Source organism: Micromonospora salmantinae (assembly GCF_022230905.1).
GTDB classification, from domain to species: domain Bacteria; phylum Actinomycetota; class Actinomycetes; order Mycobacteriales; family Micromonosporaceae; genus Micromonospora; species Micromonospora salmantinae.
Map to the genome: position 1 here is coordinate 189,718 of NZ_JAKKFG010000040.1, position 17,031 is coordinate 206,748.

At 70.7% G+C, this 17,031-nt stretch carries 14 protein-coding genes; 11 read left to right on the forward strand and 3 right to left on the reverse strand.

Annotated features, from left to right (window positions below; all coding sequences use genetic code 11):
* Positions 1–2: 2 nt before the first annotated feature.
* Entirely contained in the window at positions 3–1,208 is a 1,206-nt protein-coding gene (gene hppD, locus PSH03_RS23715) for a 4-hydroxyphenylpyruvate dioxygenase (RefSeq protein WP_210780854.1), read from the reverse strand.
* A 139-nt stretch (positions 1,209–1,347) separates the two neighbouring features.
* Between hppD and PSH03_RS23720 the strand changes: the two genes are divergently transcribed.
* From PSH03_RS23720 to PSH03_RS23755, 8 genes are all read left to right on the forward strand, one after another.
* Complete coding sequence (locus PSH03_RS23720; protein ID WP_091403110.1) at positions 1,348–1,851, forward strand: Lrp/AsnC family transcriptional regulator; 504 nt, start codon at positions 1,348–1,350, stop codon at positions 1,849–1,851.
* A gap of 72 nt (positions 1,852–1,923) precedes the next feature.
* Positions 1,924–3,366, forward strand: a complete 1,443-nt coding sequence (locus tag PSH03_RS23725; RefSeq protein ID WP_372494847.1) for an outer membrane protein assembly factor BamB family protein — start codon at positions 1,924–1,926, stop codon at positions 3,364–3,366.
* Between the two features lie 126 nt (positions 3,367–3,492).
* Positions 3,493–5,160: a fumarate hydratase gene (locus PSH03_RS23730; protein WP_091403108.1), complete on the forward strand. Its 1,668-nt coding sequence runs from the start codon at positions 3,493–3,495 to the stop codon at positions 5,158–5,160.
* Positions 5,161–5,418: 258 nt separating this feature from the next.
* On the forward strand, positions 5,419–8,397 hold the full coding sequence (locus PSH03_RS23735; RefSeq protein ID WP_238690453.1) for an AfsR/SARP family transcriptional regulator: 2,979 nt from the start codon (positions 5,419–5,421) through the stop codon (positions 8,395–8,397).
* 35 nt (positions 8,398–8,432) lie between these two features.
* A complete protein-coding gene (locus tag PSH03_RS23740) occupies positions 8,433–9,842 on the forward strand; it encodes a class II fumarate hydratase (RefSeq protein WP_210780858.1) in 1,410 nt (469 codons plus the stop codon).
* A 795-nt stretch (positions 9,843–10,637) separates the two neighbouring features.
* Positions 10,638–11,450, forward strand: a complete 813-nt coding sequence (locus tag PSH03_RS23745; protein WP_238690454.1) for a helix-turn-helix domain-containing protein — start codon at positions 10,638–10,640, stop codon at positions 11,448–11,450.
* Entirely contained in the window at positions 11,441–11,623 is a 183-nt protein-coding gene (locus tag PSH03_RS23750; protein ID WP_238690455.1) for a DUF397 domain-containing protein, read from the forward strand. Before PSH03_RS23745 ends, PSH03_RS23750 begins: the two co-directional genes overlap by 10 nt.
* A gap of 98 nt (positions 11,624–11,721) precedes the next feature.
* A complete protein-coding gene (locus PSH03_RS23755; protein ID WP_210780860.1) occupies positions 11,722–12,321 on the forward strand; it encodes a GNAT family N-acetyltransferase in 600 nt (199 codons plus the stop codon).
* Here the strand turns inward: PSH03_RS23755 and PSH03_RS23760 are convergent.
* The gene (locus tag PSH03_RS23760) at positions 12,288–12,833 is read right to left on the reverse strand and encodes a CGNR zinc finger domain-containing protein (RefSeq protein ID WP_238690456.1); all 546 of its coding nucleotides are present in this window, start codon (positions 12,831–12,833) and stop codon (positions 12,288–12,290) included. The genes PSH03_RS23755 and PSH03_RS23760 overlap by 34 nt on opposite strands.
* 86 nt (positions 12,834–12,919) lie before the next feature.
* On the opposite strand from PSH03_RS23760, the gene PSH03_RS23765 reads away from it, so the two are divergent.
* Positions 12,920–13,885, forward strand: coding sequence for an EamA family transporter (locus tag PSH03_RS23765; protein ID WP_210780862.1), 966 nt, complete (start codon positions 12,920–12,922; stop codon positions 13,883–13,885).
* 175 nt (positions 13,886–14,060) lie between these two features.
* Positions 14,061–15,755, forward strand: a complete 1,695-nt coding sequence (locus tag PSH03_RS23770; RefSeq protein WP_238690467.1) for a S8 family serine peptidase — start codon at positions 14,061–14,063, stop codon at positions 15,753–15,755.
* A gap of 199 nt (positions 15,756–15,954) precedes the next feature.
* Here the strand turns inward: PSH03_RS23770 and PSH03_RS23775 are convergent, their stop codons facing one another.
* A complete protein-coding gene (locus tag PSH03_RS23775) occupies positions 15,955–16,317 on the reverse strand; it encodes an endonuclease domain-containing protein (protein WP_238690457.1) in 363 nt (120 codons plus the stop codon).
* Positions 16,318–16,728: 411 nt separating this feature from the next.
* Between PSH03_RS23775 and PSH03_RS23780 the strand changes: the two genes are divergently transcribed.
* Positions 16,729–16,920 (forward strand): hypothetical protein, encoded by a 192-nt coding sequence (locus tag PSH03_RS23780; protein ID WP_238690458.1) that lies wholly within the window; start codon positions 16,729–16,731, stop codon positions 16,918–16,920.
* The last annotated feature ends 111 nt before the right edge of the window (positions 16,921–17,031 follow it).

Here is a 17,031-nt window from a genome sequence, read left to right on the forward strand (position 1 = left end):
TGTTACAGGTTGCCGCGGGCTTCCTGCTCCCGCTCGATAGCCTGGAAGAGCGCCTTGAAGTTGCCCTTGCCGAAGCCCAGCGAGCCGTGCCGCTCGATCAGCTCGAAGAAGACAGTGGGACGGTCCTGCACCGGCTTGGTGAAGATCTGCAGCAGGTAGCCGTCCTCGTCCCGGTCGACCAGGATCTTGCGGGCCTTCAGCTCCTCGATCGGCACCCGCACCTTGCCGATCCGCTCGCGCAGCTCCGGGTCGTCGTAGTACGAGTCCGGGGTGTCCAGGAACTCCAGACCGGCAGCGCGCATCGCGTCGACGCTGGCAAGGATGTCGTTGGTGGCGACGGCGATGTGCTGCGCGCCCGGGCCCTGGTAGAACTCCAGGTACTCGTCGATCTGGGACTTCTTGCGGGCGATCGCCGGCTCGTTGAGCGGGAACTTCACCTTGCGGGTGCCGTTCGCCACGACCTTGCTCATCAGCGCCGAGTAGTCGGTGGCGATGTCGTCGCCGACGAACTCCGCCATGTTGGAGAAGCCCATGACCCGCTTGTAGAACTCGACCCACTCGTCCATCCGGCCCAGCTCCACGTTGCCGACCACGTGGTCGACGGCCTGGAAGAAGCGCTTCGGCTGGATGCCGGCGTCGATCATCGGCTGCCGGTCCACGATCGGGCCCCGGGCCACGAAGCCGGGCAGGAACGGGCCGCTGTAGCGGGACCGGTCGACCAGCGTGTGCCGGGTGTCGCCGTACGCGGCGATGGCGGCCATCCGGACGGTGCCGTGCTCGTCGGTCACCTCGTGCGGCTCGACGACGCTGGCGGCGCCCTGCGCGATGGCGTGCGCGTACGCGGTGTCCACGTTCGGGACCTCCAGCGCGATGTCGCTGATCCCGTCGCTGTGCCGGGCCACGTGCTCGGCGCCGTCGGCGTCCGGGCGCACCGCGCCGGTCAGCACGAACCGGGCCGAGCCGCTGGTCAGCACGTACTGGGCGTGGTCCCGGTAGCCCTGCTCGGGGCCGCGGTACGCCACGCAGGTCATGCCGAAGGCGGTGGAGTAGTAGTGGGCGGCCTGCTTGGCGTTGCCGACCAGGAAGTGCACGTGGTCGAGGCCCCGGACCGGGAACGGGTCGTGGCTGATGTCGTGGTCGACAGCGCCGACGAGCCGGTCGACGTCGACGTCCTCGGTCGACTGGGGTCGGTCGATCGCCTGGGTCATGGTGGGCTCCCTCGCGTACCGGCCGGCCTTGTGGGCCGCCGTGGTCGGTTCTTGTGGCGAGGATCGCTGCCCCGGCATCGAGTGGGCAACTGTTGGCAGAAATGCTGGTCAGGTTGCGCATTCGGTATGGTGTTCACTCATGAATGGTGAGCAGAATGTACAGCTCGACGCGCTCGACGTGCGCTTGATCGAACTGCTCGCCGAGGAGCCGCGGATCGGGGTGCTGGAGTGCTCCCGGCGGCTCGGGGTGGCCCGGGGCACCGTGCAGGCGAGGCTGGACAAGCTCGTCGAGCGGCGGGTCATCGAGGGCTTCGGCCCCGAGATCGCGCCGGCCGCCATCGGGTTCGGGGTGACCAGCTTCGTCACCCTGGAGATCAGTCAGCGGCACGGCCACGACCCGGTCACCGCTCACCTCGCCGCCATCCCCGAGGTGTTGGAGGCGCACACCATCACCGGCTCCAGCGACCTGCTCTGCCGGATCGTGGCCCGTTCCAACACCGACCTGCAACGGGTCATCGACCAGATCGTCTCGTCCGCCGGCATCACCCGCGCCTCGACGATCATCGCGTTGGCCGAGCAGATTCCCTACCGCACGCTTCCGCTGGTGCGAAGCGCTGTTCGGGCCGAGGGAAGAGTGCTGTAACACCTCCGAGCGCAGAAAGCGCGGCGACACGGCGGCGCGGGCGTACGGAAGATCCGTGATCGTGGCTACGGTGTGCGGGTGGCGAAGGGGAGCGTGCGTGGTGGGCTGCTGCTCGGCCTCGCCGTGGTCGTCGCGCTCGCCGCCACCGGCGTGTGGAATCCGTTCCCCGGCCTGTGGGACTGGGTGGACCGCAGCGAACCCATCTCCGAGCCCGACGTGGTCTGGCAGCAACGGGTCGGCGGCACTCCGCGCAGCGTGACCATCGCCGGCGACGCCGTCGTGGTCGAGCAGCGCACCCGGGTCGAGGCTCGCAGCCTGGCCACCGGCGCCCAGCTCTGGGAGCGCAAGGCCGACTGGGCGGCGGTCGCCGGCGGCGACCGGGACCCGGTCGTGGCCGTGGGCAAGCTCCTGGTCAAGGGGTACGAACTGCTCGACCCGACGACCGGGGTGACCCGGCGGCGTGACGACGACGCGGTAGCCGTCTGGACGTACCGCAACCTGCTCCTCGACGCCAGGTGCACGGACGCCACCGACTGCACCCTGAGCGCCTGGGACCCGCGTGGCACGGCACCGCTCTGGACGGCCTTCCTGCCCGGGGTCCACAGCGGCCTGCTCGCCGATAATCCCGGCCTGCGCGGCACCCGCCGGCTCACCGCCACCCGGATCGACGACGGCGTGGTCGGGGCGGAGGCCGCGCCACCGCTGCTCGGCTTCCCGGTCGACGGTCGGGTCCACGTGGTCGACACCGCCACCGGCCGGGTGCTGCAGAACGTCGAGCCCGGCCGGGAGGAGCGGCTCTCCGTGGTGGGCGGTCGGCTGCTGCGGATCGCTGCCCGATCCCAGGACGGCACCTGTTACTTCGCCATCTCCGCCCGGGACTCGGCGACCGGGCAGGAGGCCTGGCAGCGGGCCGGCATCAACCTGCGTACCGCCGACTCCGCCGGCTGCGTGCAACGCGAGGACCCGCAGGGTGCGCGGAACGTGCTGATCGGCGTCGCCCCGGACGGCCGCGAGGCGGTCATCGACGGGTACGACGGCCGGCTGCTCTGGGTCGGTGAGCCGGGCACAAAGTTGATCGCGGTGGACGACCGTTCGGCGGTGTTCCGGGCCGCCGACAAACGCTCGGTCATCGCCCGTGAGCTGGGCACCGAGAAGGTGCTCTGGACGCGACAGGCCAGCGGCAAGGCCGGGGCCGCGCTCACCCCGTACGCGGCGGTGGTGGCCGACGAGAAGCCGTCCCGGCTGGCGGCGCTGGATCCGCGCACCGGCCGAGAGTTGGCCGTCCTGCGCACCTCGGCGAACGCCCTCGCCGTCGGGTCGCAGGGCATGATCATCGGTGAGGGGCGGGAGATCGGGTACGTCCGCTTCGGCGCGTCCGGAAGCTCGCCCACCCGACCCCCCAGCGACGGTGGGAATCCCGGGCCGGGCGGCCCCGGCCCGGGCGGGCCGAACGACGGCGACTGCGGGCCGAAGGGGGAACTCTGCCCCGACCCCGGCGGCGGCAAGGACGGCTGAGCGGGTGGGTTCGCCCGATGATCCGGACGGCGGCCGGGCCCGGCACGCCCGCTGGATGAGAGCGGCGTCCCAGGACCCGCCCGGCGGGTGGGAGTGATCGACCGGTCTGCCCTAGGCTTGCCGCTCATGAGCAGTGCCGCCGCATTCTCGTACGCCCCTCTGCTGCCGACCGGCCCCGACCAGACGGACTATCGCCTGGTCACCGACGAGGGCGTGGACGTCGTACACGGCCCGGGAGGCCGTCGGTTCCTCACCGTGGAGCCGGCCGCGCTCACCGCGCTGACCGCCGAGGCGATGCACGACATCGCGCACTTCCTGCGCCCCGCGCACCTGGCGCAGCTCCGGGCGATCATCGACGACCCGGCCGCCTCGCCGAACGACCGGTTCGTCGCGCTGGACCTGCTGCGCAACGCCAACATCGCCGCCGGCGGTGTCCTGCCAATGTGCCAGGACACCGGCACCGCCATCGTGATGGGCAAACGCGGTCGGCACGTGCTGACCGACGGTGCCGACGCGGAGGCCATCTCCCGGGGCGTCTACCAGGCGTACACCAAGCTCAATCTGCGCTACTCCCAGCTCGCCCCGTTGACCATGTGGGACGAGCGGAACACCGGCAGCAACCTGCCCGCCCAGGTGGACCTGTACGCCGAGGACCCGGACGGGCACCCCGACGCGTACAAGTTCCTCTTCATGGCCAAGGGCGGTGGCTCGGCAAACAAGTCGTACCTCTACCAGGAGACGAAGGCGCTGCTCAATCCAACCCGGATGATGCAGTTCCTGGAGGAGAAGCTGCGGCTGATCGGCACCGCCGCCTGCCCGCCGTACCACCTGGCCATCGTCATCGGCGGCACCTCCGCCGAGTACGCGCTGAAGACCGCGAAGTACGCCAGCGCCAAGTATCTTGACGCGCTGCCGACCGCCGGTTCGATGAGCGCGCACGGCTTCCGCGACCTGGAGCTGGAGGCGGAGGTGCTGGAGCTGACCCGCAACTTCGGCATCGGCGCGCAGTTCGGTGGGCGGTACTTCTGCCACGACGTACGGGTGGTGCGGTTGCCCCGGCACGGTGCGTCCTGCCCGGTGGCGATCGCCGTCTCCTGCTCTGCGGACCGCCAGGCCGTCGCGAAGATCACCCCGTCGGGCGTGTGGCTGGAGCGGCTCGAAACCGACCCGGCGCGGTTCCTGCCCGACGTCACCGACGATTCGCTCGACGCCGAGCTGGTGGTCCGGGTCGACCTGAACCGACCGATGGACGAGATCCGCGCCGAGCTGTCGAAGTACCCGGTGAAGACGCGCCTCTCGCTCTCCGGGCCGCTCGTGGTCGCCCGGGACATCGCGCACGCCAAGATCGCCGAGCGGTTGGACGCCGGTGAGCCGATGCCGCAGTACCTGCGTGACCACGCGGTCTACTACGCCGGCCCGGCGAAGACCCCCGAGGGTTACGCGTCCGGCTCGTTCGGCCCGACCACCGCCGGCCGGATGGACGCCTACGTGGAGAAGTTCCAGGCCGCCGGCGGCTCCCAGGTGATGCTGGCCAAGGGCAACCGGTCGGGTCAGGTGACCCGCTCCTGCCAGCAGCACGGCGGCTTCTACCTCGGCTCGATCGGCGGCCCCGCGGCCCGCCTCGCCCAGGACTGCATCAAGCACGTCGAGGTGCTCGAATACGCGGAGCTGGGCATGGAGGCGGTCTGGAAGATCGAGGTGGAGGACTTCCCCGCCTTCATCGTGGTCGACGACAAGGGCAACGACTTCTTCGCCGAGGTCACCAAGCCGGTGCTCACCGTCGGCCGCCGCTGACCCCACAGGTACGCCAACGGGCGCCGGGCGAACTCGCCCGGCGCCCGCTCTGTCGCCCGTGCTCTGCCGACATCGGTACGCCCGCCCCCTGGGGTGGGACGGGCGCACCGCCCCCGTCGGATGCCGTCACCGACAACTCGCAATGAGTGTGCTGCGCACCGCTGTCGATCCGCTCTCAGATCACTATCGCCTGGCCGAGGCGGTCTGTTACCGCCGGACTACTCTGCTGGAAGTTGCACCACTGATGCGGGAGAGCAGATGCGGTTCGGGATCCTGGGGCCCCTGCGGGTGGGCGGTGGCGAGTCCACTGTCACCGCCGGGCGCGACCGGATCGTGCTCGCCATGCTCTTGTTGCGGGCCGGCCGGCTCGTGCCGCTCGACGAACTGGTCGACGCGGTGTGGGAGGACCGCCCGCCGGCCACCGCCCGGGCGCAGTTGCAGACCTGCGTGTCGCGGCTGCGTCGCCGGTTCACCGAACTCGAGCTGGCACCGGACCTCATCGTCACCGACCCGGCGGGGTACGGGCTGCGTACCGCACCGACCGACCTGGACGCCGAGGTCTTCAGCCGGGGCGTGGAGGCTGCGCGAGCCGCCGCCACGGCCGGTCGCCTGGTCGACGCGCGTGCCGAATTCCGCGCCGCCCTGGCGTTGTGGCGCGGGCCGGCGCTGGGTGGAATCCCGAGCCGGAGCGTCCGCCGCCGGGCACAGGCACTCGACGAGCAGCGTCTCACCGCCCTGGAGGAGTGCGTCGACGTCGAGCTGCGCCTCGGGCGGGCCGCCGAGCTGATCGGCGAACTCGCCGAAAGCGTCGACCAGCACCCGGTGCGGGAGCGGCTGCGCGGACAACTGATGCTGGCACTGTCCTCGGTCGGACGGCAGGCCGACGCGCTCGCGGTCTACCGGGAGGGCCGGCGGACCTACGCCGACGAGCTGGGCATCGAGCCGGGCGCCGAGTTGCAGGAGCTGCACCAGCGGGTGCTCGCCGGTGACCTGGCCCTGGCCGGTCGGGAAGCGCGGCCGATCGCTCCGGTCCGCTCGCTGCCCCGGGCGATCGGCGACTTCACCGGCCGGCAGCAGACGCTGGCCCGCCTGGTCAAGGAGGTGGAGGCCGGGGCCCGGATCCAGCTCATCGACGGCATGGCGGGCAGCGGCAAGACCACCCTCGCGGTGCATCTCGCCACCGCTCTCGCGGACGACTACCCGGACGCCCAGCTCTACATCGACCTGCACGGGCACAGTGAGCGCACCCCGTTGACGCCGGCCGCGGCGGTCGCCACGCTCCTGCGGCAGCTCGGTGTGCCCGCCGAGAGGGTGCCGACGAGCCAGGACGACCGGTTGGCGCTCTGGCGTAGCGAGCTTGCCGGTCGACGGGCCCTGCTGGTGCTCGACAACGCGGCGACCGCCGACCAGGTGACACCGCTGCTGCCCAACGGCTCGCACTGCCTGATCCTGATCACCAGCCGCCGCCGGCTGGTCGGGGTGGACGAGGGGCGGCCCTCGTCGCTGCCCGTGCTCGACAGCGACGAGGCGGTCGAGTTGCTCGGGCAGGTCGTCGGCGTGGCCCGGGTGGCGGCGGAGCCGGAGGCGGCCACCGAGGTCGTCCGACGCTGCGGACACCTGCCGCTGGCCATCCGGCTGGCCGGTGCCCGACTGGCGCACCGAACCCGTTGGCGCATCGCCGACCTGGCCGAGCGGCTGAGCAGCCGGCCGGATCCGTTGGCCGAGTTCGAAGCGGGGGAGCGGTCGGTCGGTCGGGCCTTCGCCCTGTCGTACGCCCAGGTGTCCCCGGTCGCGCAGCGTGCGTTCCGGTTGCTGGGCCTGCACCCGGGAGTACGGTTCGACAACTCGGTCACCGCAGTACTGGCCGAGCTGTCCCTACCCGAGGCCCAGGACCTGCTGGACGAGTTGGTCGACGCGCACCTGGTGGAGGAGGCGGAGGCGGGCCGGTACCGGTTGCACGACCTGGTCCGGGAGTACGCGCGGACGCTGGTGGCCGAGCCGGAGCGGACGGTCGAGCGACGGGGCGGCATCGAGCGTCTGCTCGATCACCACCTGCACGTCGCCACGGCGATCGCCCGCGAGAGGGAACTCTCCGCGCTCCGCTCGCTGATCGTGGTGGGGGAGCCGCTCCGTCCTGACCTGGTCATGCTCGTCGCCGAACAGGGTCGGGCCTGGCTCGACGAGAACCTGGCCGCATGGACAGCCCTGGTCCGGTTGGCGGAGACCGAGGGGTTTCTCCGCTACTGCTGGCAGTTGGCGAGGGCCTGCTGGCACGCGCAGTTCGAGGGCGGTCGACTGGATGAACTGATTGAGACACACACCATCGGCCTGCGCGCCGCCGAGGAGTTGGGTGACGACAGGGCGGTGGGGATGATGCTCAACTATCTCGCCTCGGCCCATTACCGGCTGGGTGATTTCCCCACGGCGATCCGGGTGATGGAGAGATCACTCGACATCTTCCGCCGCCTGGGTCTGCGCTACGAATACCGCAACACCCTGGGCAACCTGGGCACCGCGTACGCGGCCAACTTTCAGTTCCGCCGGGCTCGCGAGTCCTACGACGCTGCTCGGGCGCTGGCGACGCGGATGCGGGACACGACGGCGCTGGCGAACGAACTCAACAACCTGACGATCACCCTGCTGCTCTGGGGACGGCACGACGAGGCGCTGCGCACCGCTCGGCGGCACCTGGGGATCGCCCGCGAGGTCGGCGACACACGGCGGCTCGGCAATGCCCTCGGGCACCTCGGGATGGTCCGGCATCGGATGGGCGACGTGGTGCCGGCCGCACGGTTGCTGCGGGTGGCGCTGCGCTTCAAGCGCCAGATGGGCGCCCGGTTCGGTGAGGGTGAGGTGCTCAACGAGATCGGGATGATGGAACGGGAGGCCGGCCGTCCGGAAGAGGCCGCTGACCTGCACCGTGCGGCGCTGGTCGCGATGACCGAGGCGGGAGATCGCATCGGCCAGTGCGGCTCGCGCAACCTGCTGGCCCGAGCCATCCTGGATCAGGGGGATGTGAGCAGCGCGCTCGACCTGCATCGTCGGGTGCTCGTCGACGCCACCGGGCTGGGTTCCCTACACGAGCAGGGTCGGGCGCTGGAGGGCATCGCCCGCTGTTTGCTGGCGACCGATCCGGCGGCGGCGCGGGCGCACCTGACCCGGGCGCTGGCCCTGTTCCGGCAGATCGAGTCGCCGGACCAGCACGAGGTGGAACGGCTGCTCACCGAGTTGGGCTGACGGATCATCTGCGAGTCGGCCACGGGCGCGGCAGGATGGTACGCGTGACGACTCCAGAGGCGACCGGTTACCGCATCGAACGCGACTCGATGGGCGAGGTGGAGGTGCCCGCCGAGGCGCTGTGGCGGGCGCAGACCCAGCGCGCGGTGCAGAACTTCCCGATTTCCGGCCGGGGCCTCGAACCGGCCCAGATCAAGGCCCTCGCCCAGATCAAGGGCGCGGCGGCCGAGGTCAACGGCGAGCTGGGCGTGATCGACGCCAACGTGGCCGCCGCGATAGCCGCCGCCGCCGCGCACGTTGCCGACGGTGGTTACGACGACCAGTTCCCGGTGGACGTGTTCCAGACCGGCTCCGGCACCTCGTCGAACATGAACACCAACGAGGTGATCGCGACCCTGGCCAGCCGGGAGCTTGGCTCGCCGGTGCACCCGAACGACCACGTCAACGCCTCCCAGTCGAGCAACGACGTCTTCCCGTCCTCGATTCATCTGGCGGCCACCCAGTTCATCGTCGAAGACCTGCTGCCGTCGCTGGCCCACCTGGCGTCGGCGTTGGAGGCCAAGGCCGCCGAGTTCGAGACGGTGGTCAAGGCCGGGCGTACCCACCTGATGGACGCCACCCCGGTGACCCTCGGCCAGGAGTTCGGCGGGTACGCCGCCCAGGTCCGCTACGGGGTCGAACGGCTGGAGGGCGCGCTGCCCCGACTGGCCGAGCTGCCGCTGGGCGGCACCGCCGTCGGCACCGGGATCAACACCCCGCTCGGCTTCGCCGCCGCCGTGATCGAGAAGCTGCGCGAGTCGACCGGGTTGCCGCTGAGCGAGGCGCGTAACCACTTCGAGGCGCAGGGCGCGCGGGACGCGCTGGTGGAGACCTCCGGGCAGCTGCGAACCGTGGCGATCGGCCTCTACAAAATCGCCAACGACATCCGCTGGATGGGCTCCGGCCCTCGCGCCGGCCTGCGCGAGCTGCGCATCCCGGACCTCCAGCCCGGCTCGTCGATCATGCCGGGCAAGGTCAACCCTGTGGTCGCCGAGGCGATGCGGCAGGTCTGCGCCCAGGTGATCGGCAACGACGCGACCGTCGGCTTCGCCGGCTCCCAGGGCGACTTCGAGCTGAACGTGATGCTCCCGGTGATGGGCCGCAACCTGCTGGAGTCGATCCGGCTGCTCTCCGCGGTGAGCCGGCTCTTCGCCGACCGGCTGGTGGTCGGCCTGGTCGCGGACGCCGAGGTCTGCCTGGCGTACGCCGAGGGCTCACCGTCGATCGTCACCCCACTCAACCGCTACCTGGGGTACGACGAGGCCGCGTCGATCGCCAAGGAGGCGCTGGCCAAGCAGACCTCGATCCGCGAGGTGGTCATCTCCCGGGGCCACGTCGACTCCGGCAAGCTCACCGAGACCCAGCTGGACGAGACGTTGGACCTGCTCCGGATGACCCACCCCTGACCCCCGTCCTGCCCGGCCCCACCCTGCCGCAGCCTGCCCTGGTCAGGGTAGGTGCCGTGGTCTAGCCAACCGAGGAAGCGGGCGAAGAGCGCGGCGGGGTAGGGGCCGTCGTGCGGGGTGAGTCGGGCGACCGGGCACGGCCAGGGCGCTGCGCCGACCCGCGCCAAGATCGCGCTCGATCCTGGACCGCGCCGATCTTGCAGTTTCTGCTGTCGACATGGGTGGATATGCCCCTTGCGTCGGGGCAGAGAATGCAAGATCGCGGAGCAGAGTCAGGTCGCAGCGGTTCCGCCCAACGCGGCGGCGTTGTCCTGGATGTAACGGCTTCCGCAGGTCAGGGCCTGACTGTTTCCACGATCGAGCACGACCTTGCCTCGGGTCTCTCCCTGGCGGTGGCGGAGGTCGCTGCCGGCAGCGCCTCGGTCGTCCGGGGAGGCTGGCGTGTTCCGGGTCGGGGTGGGCGTCTCGGGTCGGGGTGGTGGGCGTGGTCGGAGGATGTCTTGGGCGGATGCTTTGGAGCTGACTCGTTTGTGGCATCACCTCCGCTGTTCCGGGGGTGCACTCCCGCCGGGCTGGCTGGGAGGTGGGACCGCCCGGCACGGGGGAGCGGGCGGTCCCGTGCGGCGCCGGCAGATCCCGGGGGACGGGGAGCGGTGCCGCGCTTCACAGTCTGGTGATCAGGCGACTACGGTCGGAAGGGTTTGGCCGCGTCGTCATAGTCGCCCTGTTCTGGGTGGCAGCGTCGCTGGCGGCCGGCTGGAGATGATCGTCGGCGGGGTGGAGGGCGGGCACGGTATGGCCGATGGACAGATGACGGCGGCGGCGTTCCTGATTGCGGAGCTGCGGCGGGCGCGGGCTCGGCGCGGCTGGAGTCAGGACGAGCTGGCCAAGGCGGTCAACTACTCGGCGTCGATGGTCAGCGCCGTCGAGCTGGGGCAGCAGCCGCCCACCGCCAAGTACCTGGAACTCGTCGACCGCGCCCTGGACACCGGCGGCCTCTTCGGTCGGATGTCCACCGAACTGGTCAGCCTGGACCGGGCGCAGCCCTGGCTACGCGGCTGGCAGGCGATCTTCGAGCAGGCGCGCACACTCCGGTGGTATGAGCCTCGCTACGTGCCCGGACTGTTCCAGACGGAGGCCTACGCGCGGGCGGTCTTCGAGGCGGGAGGCCTGCTCGCCCCAGAAGAGGTCGACCGGCGACTGGCCGCCCGGATGGAGCGTCAGGATGTGTTGCACAGCGAACGTGCACCGCAGATCGTGGCGGTGCTGGACGAGGCGGTGCTGCGGCGACGGGTGGGCGGGCGGAAGGTGATGCGTGACCAGACGCTGCACCTGGCCGGCATCGCCACCGGGCATCCTCGGGTCCGGCTGCACGTGGTGCCGCGATCGGCCGAGGAGTATCCGGGGCTCGGCGGGCAGTTCGCGCTCGCAGCCCTGCCCGACGGCACGGAGGTGGCCTACCTGGACTGTCAGGTCCGCGGCCAGGAACTGGACCAGCCGAAGGATCTGTTGCGGTTGCAGCGGGTTTGGGAGGCTACCCTGGGCGAAGCTCTGCCCCCGCAGGCGTCAATCGAGTTGATGAACGAGGTGGCCGAGTCGTGGAGTTGACCGGTGCTCAATGGCGCAAGAGCAGCCGCAGCAACCAGGACGCCAACTGCGTCGAGGTGGCGACGAATCTTGGGGAGGTGGTCGGGGTGCGAGACAGCAAGGACTCGGACGGGCCCGTGCTCGTTGTCGACGCGTACTCCTGGCGGCTCTTCGTGGGCGCGCCTCCGCGCTGACCCGACCGCCTCGCCCGCGACGGCGGTCGGGGTTTTCGGTGCACCCAGCCCTGGTAAACGGCTCGACGGGGTCTTCGGCGGCGCGGATGATCCGGGCCATGGGTGACGATGGCGCGGGTGTGCCGGCGGGGACCGAGCGGCTGCGGTTGCGGCGACTGACGATGGCCGACGTGGACGCGCTGGTCGAGTTGGACAGCGACCCCGAGGTGATGCGTTTCCTCACCGGGGGCGTCGCCACCCCGCTGGCCACCGTGCGTGACGAGCAGTTGCCGAGGCTGCTGGGCCAGTACGACAGGTATCCCGGGCTGGGTCGGTGGGCGGCGCACGATCGGGAGTCCGGCGAGTTCCTGGGCTGGTTCGCGCTGGACCCGTCGGCGGACGGCACCGAGGCCGAGTTGGGCTATCGGCTGCGCCGCTCGACGTGGGGGCGCGGGCTGGCGACCGAGGGGTCGCGGGCGCTGGTCCGGTACGCCTTCGACACCGTCGGGGTGCGTCGGGTCTGGGCCGAGACGATGACTGTCAACGAGCGGTCCCGGCGGGTGATGGTGAAGGCCGGGCTGCACTACGTGCGGACCTTCCACCTCCAGTGGGACGACCCGATTCCGGGCACCGAGCAGGGCGAGGTGGAGTACGAGGTGCGGGCCGAGGAGTGGGCGAGCGTCGCTCAGGAGCGGCCGGCGGCCCGGCGGGCGCGGTAGGCGGTCACCGCGGCACGGTTGCCGCAGCCGGCCTCGCAGAACCGCCGGGACCGGTTGCGGGACAGGTCGACGACGACGTTGTCGCAGTCCGGGTATTCGCAGATCCGCAGTCGGCTCAGCTCGCCGGTACGGACGAGGTCGGCCATCGCCATGGCGGCCTCGACCGCGATCCGGGTGGCCAGCGGCGCGTCGCGGGGAACGGCGTGCAGGTGGTACGGCTCGTCGTCGTGCTCGATGAGCTGGGGCAGCGCCTTGTGTTCCAGCAGCAGGCCGTTTACCACCGCGACGATCTCGGGTGGTTCGGCGTACCAGATGCGGCGCAGTTGGGGCCGCAGCTCCCGTACGGCGCGCAGCTCGGCCTCGGTGTGCTCGTGCCGGCCGCTGTAGGAGTGGCGGACGTAGAACGCGTCCAGCGCAGCGATGTCGGGCAGCAACTCACCGTCTCGACCTGCGGTGTTGACCAGCGCCGCGGCGGCGATCAGCGAACACTCGGTGTCATGAGCGAATAGCAACTTGACTCCTGTCATGGCTTCCGCCTAGCGTCATCAGTACAAGGATAGTTTGCTCATGACACGGTGCCCATTGCGAGGAGCGCGACATGCACTCACGACCTGCTGCCGGCGTCGGACTTGCGCTGCTCTCCGCAGTCACCTTCGCCACCTCCGGCACCTTCGCGCGGTCGCTCATCGAGGCCGGCTGGTCAGCCGAGTCCGCGGTGATCGCCCGCGTCGGCGTGGCCGCCCTGGTGCTGGCGATCCCCGCCCTGCTGTCGCTGCGAGGCAAATGGGACGTGCTGCGAGGCAACGCCACCGCCATCGGGCTGTTCGGGCTCCTCGGGGTGGCGCTGGCCCAGGTGTGCTTCTTCAACGCCGTGCGCTACCTGCCCGTCGGTGTCGCGCTGCTGCTGGAATACCTGGGCATCATCCTCGTCGTGGTCTGGATGTGGCTGCGGCACGGGCAGCCGCCCCGCCGGCTCACCGTCGCCGGGTCGGTGGCCGCGCTGGCCGGGTTGGCGTTCGTGCTCGACCTCGCCGGCACCGCCGACTTCCACCCGGTGGGCGTGCTCTGGGGGCTGGGCGCGGCGTTCGGCCTGGCCGGATACTTCGTGCTCGCCGGCCGGGTCGACCCCCGGCTGCCCTCGGTCGCCATGGCCAGCGGTGGAATGGCCGTCGGTGCCGCCGTGCTGCTCCTCATCGGGCTCACCGGCCTGCTGCCGCTGCACGCCACCTTCGGTGAGGTCACCTTCGCCGGGCAGCCCACCAGCTGGTTGGTGCCCATCGCCGGGCTGTCGCTGGTGGCCGCCGTCATCGCGTACCTCACCGGCATCGCCGGCACCCGGATCCTCGGGCCCCGCCTGTCGTCGTTCGTCGGGCTGACCGAGGTGCTCTTCGCGGTGCTGATCGCCTGGCTGTTCCTGAACGAGCTGCCCACCGGCTGGCAGTTGTTCGGCGGTGCGCTGATCGTCGCGGGCGTCGCCCTGGTACGCCTCGACGAGCTGCGCGGGTCGCCCGCAACGCCCGCGCCGGCCATGCCCGAGCCCGAGCTGGCCCTTGACGGTCGGTGAGGGTTGGCGGTCGTGCGTGTGTCTGCGCGGCGTGTGTCTGTGCGGGGTGTCTGTGCGCGGCCGGGGTGCGGCTCGAACTGGCGGGATTCACGGCCATAACGGGCGCTCAACTGGCGTAATCCGGATCGTTGTTGTGTGATGACTGCCACGTCCCTCAACGAGAGGATCCGATGTGCTGAGCAAGCGCTTCACCGCCCGTACGGTCGCGACCGCGGCTGTGCTGGCACTTACGGCTACGGGGTTGGGTGTGCCGGCCAACGCCGGGCCGAGCAACTCCCGGACCTTCACCGTCGTCGCCGAGGATGGCGTCGCCACCGACACGGCTGTCGCCGCGATCCGGGCAGCCGGCGGCACTGTGGTGTCCCGGTCCGATGAGGTCGGCATGTTCCAGGTCAGCAGCGATCGGGCCGACTTCGCGGCCAGGGCGACCGCGGCCCCGACGCTGATCGGCGCCGCCGAGCAGAAGGCCATCGGTCGCAAGCCGAAGCTGGACCGGGTCGAGCAGGAGCACCTGCTGGCCGCCGCCGGTGCTCGTGCCGGTGCTGCCGGTGCTGCGAAGAAGGGTGCCAAGCTCGATCCGCTCGATGACAAGCTCTGGGGCCTGGAGATGATCCGGGCCGACAAGGCCCGCAAGATCGAGCCGGGCGACCGTCGGGTGACCGTCGGCGTACTGGACACCGGCGTCGACGCCAGCAACCCGGACATCGCGCCGAACTTCAACTGGTCGCTGTCGCGCAACTTCGCGCCGGACCTGGTCGATGTGGACGGCCCCTGCGAGGTGCCGAGCTGCCTCGACCCGGTCGGCACCGACGACGGCGGGCACGGCACCCACGTGGCCGGCACCATCGGCGCCGCAGCCAACGGCTTCGGTCTCTCCGGCGTCGCCCCGAACGTCTCGCTGGTCGAACTCAAGGGTGGCCAGGACTCCGGCTACTTCTTCCTCGACCCGGTCGTCAACGCCCTGGTCCACGCCGGCCGGTCCGGGATCGACGTGGTCAACATGTCGTTCTATGTCGACCCGTGGCTCTACAACTGCACCGCCAACCCGGCCGACTCCCCCGAGGACCAGGCCGAGCAGCGGGCCATCATCAAGGCGATGAAGCGGGCGCTGGTCTTCGCGCACAACAAGGGCGTGACCCTCGTCGGTGCGCTCGGCAACAACAACGAGGACCTGGGTGCACCGCGCACCGACGTCAGCAGCCCCGACTACGGTGCCGACCCGTACCCCCGACCGATCGACAACGAGAGCTGCTGGGACCTCCCCACCGAGGGCCCGCACGTGATCGGCGTGTCGTCGGTTGGCCCGTCCGGCAAGAAGTCGGACTTCTCCAACTACGGCACCGAGCAGATCTCGGTCGCCGCGCCGGGAGGCTGGTTCCGGGACGGCTTCGGCACCGACACCTTCCGTACCGACGCCAACATGATCCTTTCCACGTACCCGAAGCACGTGCTTCAGGAGGAAGAATCGGTCGATGCCGACGGCAACATCGTCCCCGGCTTCGAGAACTCGGTCTTCAAGCAGTGCAAGGCCAACGGTGAGTGCGGCTACTACACGTACCTCCAGGGCACTTCGATGGCGTCCCCGCACGCCGCCGGTGTCGCCGCGCTGATCGTCAGCCGGCACGGCAAGCCGCAGGGTCGGACTGGCTTCGGGATGTCGCCGGACCAGGTTGAGCAGCACCTCTACCGCACGGCCGCCGAGCACGCGTGCCCGGAGCCGCGCCTCCAGCAGTACCGCAACGAGGGCCGGGACGAGACCTACGACGCGTACTGCGCCGGTGGGGTCAACTTCAACGGCTTCTACGGCTACGGGATCGTCGACGCCTACGCGGCGGTGAAGACCCCGCTCAAGCCGAACGCCCGCCCGTAACGCACATCGCATTGCGGTGGCCCAACCGCCACCGTTCTCCGGGGCCCGGTCGACCTGTCGTCGACCGGGCCTCGGCTCGTCCAGGCATGTCGTCACCGGCCGTCGCCCGGCGCCAGTCATGATCGACTCGATTTCCTTGAATGCCCCGTGTTGGTGCCTGAACGATGGCGCGGTTTCCAGGAACCCGAGTTGATCCTGGTCATCTGGACGATCCCTGTCGCAAGCCGCGGCTGACCAGCGCCTCGCGTACCTCTCGAAGCACCGCCGGGAACTCGCCGTGCAGCCGGCGGCTGGTCACGTGCAGTACCAGCCAACCCGCGCCGACCAGCTGATTCAGCCGGCGGCGGTCGCGGTGCAGCTGCTCTACGTCGAGGTGCCACTTCCCGTCGTACTCCACCGCCACCCGATATTGCGGCCAGGCCAGATCGGGGTGCAGAACAACGCCGGTGGGCAGGCGTACCGGATGGTGAACCGCTGGGCAGGGCAGCCCACCCAGCACCAACCGCACGCGTAGGTGTGACTCCGGCGGAGACTCGGCTCCGCCGTCGGCCAGATCGAACACCCAGCGCGCTCGTCGCGCACCCGGCCGGTCAGCATTGCGGGCAGCCACGGCAGCCAGGGTCTCGCGATCGACCAGCCCCTGCCCGAGCAGCGAATCGACGATGGCTACCGCCCGGACCGGTTCGAGCCAGACGGCCGTCTCCCAGGCGGCCCGTCCGGGGTCGGATCGGGGGATTGGGAGGTCTTGCCCACTGGACCTGGGCGGGACGGCCGCCGCCCACCGATCATCTCGACCGGCCACCACCATGCCCGCCGCTCCGACGGACACCGCGGCCGGGTGCCGTGCTGGGCGTTGGGACATTCCGCCGGCAGGTGGGCGGCCCACTCCAGTAGGTCGCGTTGCAGCACGTGGACTTCCAGCGCTCGACTGTCGGCCTGCGTCCGGCGGTCGGAGCGGGGTGATGGCGTTGACGTGTACGCGGAGGCCGCGCTGTGGGCCGATCCGCAGCGGTCGCGGCACGAGGACGTGCACATCGTCGGTAAAGCTCGCGGCGTGCTGGACGCCGTGCAGGTAGGCGGCCGACGGGCCGCCGACCACCACGCCGGGTGGGAGCCGAAGGAGGGCGGCGCGACACGCGAGGCCGTGATCATGGCCCAGCCGTGAGTCGGCGTAGATGTCGTGGCGCAACCGCACCCAGGCGGAGTTGCGCAACTGATGTTCGGTGAGCAGGCCGTCCCGGACAGCGTCGGAGCCGCGGAAGACCTGCCAGGCCAG

Coding starts and splice junctions, on each gene's coding strand:
- hppD (WP_210780854.1), bottom strand. CDS start 1,208: ATGACCCAGGCGATCGACCGACCCCAGTCGACCGAGGACGTCGACGTC.
- PSH03_RS23720 (WP_091403110.1), top strand. CDS start 1,348: ATGAATGGTGAGCAGAATGTACAGCTCGACGCGCTCGACGTGCGCTTG.
- PSH03_RS23730 (WP_091403108.1), top strand. CDS start 3,493: ATGAGCAGTGCCGCCGCATTCTCGTACGCCCCTCTGCTGCCGACCGGC.
- PSH03_RS23735 (WP_238690453.1), top strand. CDS start 5,419: ATGCGGTTCGGGATCCTGGGGCCCCTGCGGGTGGGCGGTGGCGAGTCC.
- PSH03_RS23740 (WP_210780858.1), top strand. CDS start 8,433: ATGGTACGCGTGACGACTCCAGAGGCGACCGGTTACCGCATCGAACGC.
- PSH03_RS23745 (WP_238690454.1), top strand. CDS start 10,638: ATGGCCGATGGACAGATGACGGCGGCGGCGTTCCTGATTGCGGAGCTG.
- PSH03_RS23755 (WP_210780860.1), top strand. CDS start 11,722: ATGGGTGACGATGGCGCGGGTGTGCCGGCGGGGACCGAGCGGCTGCGG.
- PSH03_RS23765 (WP_210780862.1), top strand. CDS start 12,920: ATGCACTCACGACCTGCTGCCGGCGTCGGACTTGCGCTGCTCTCCGCA.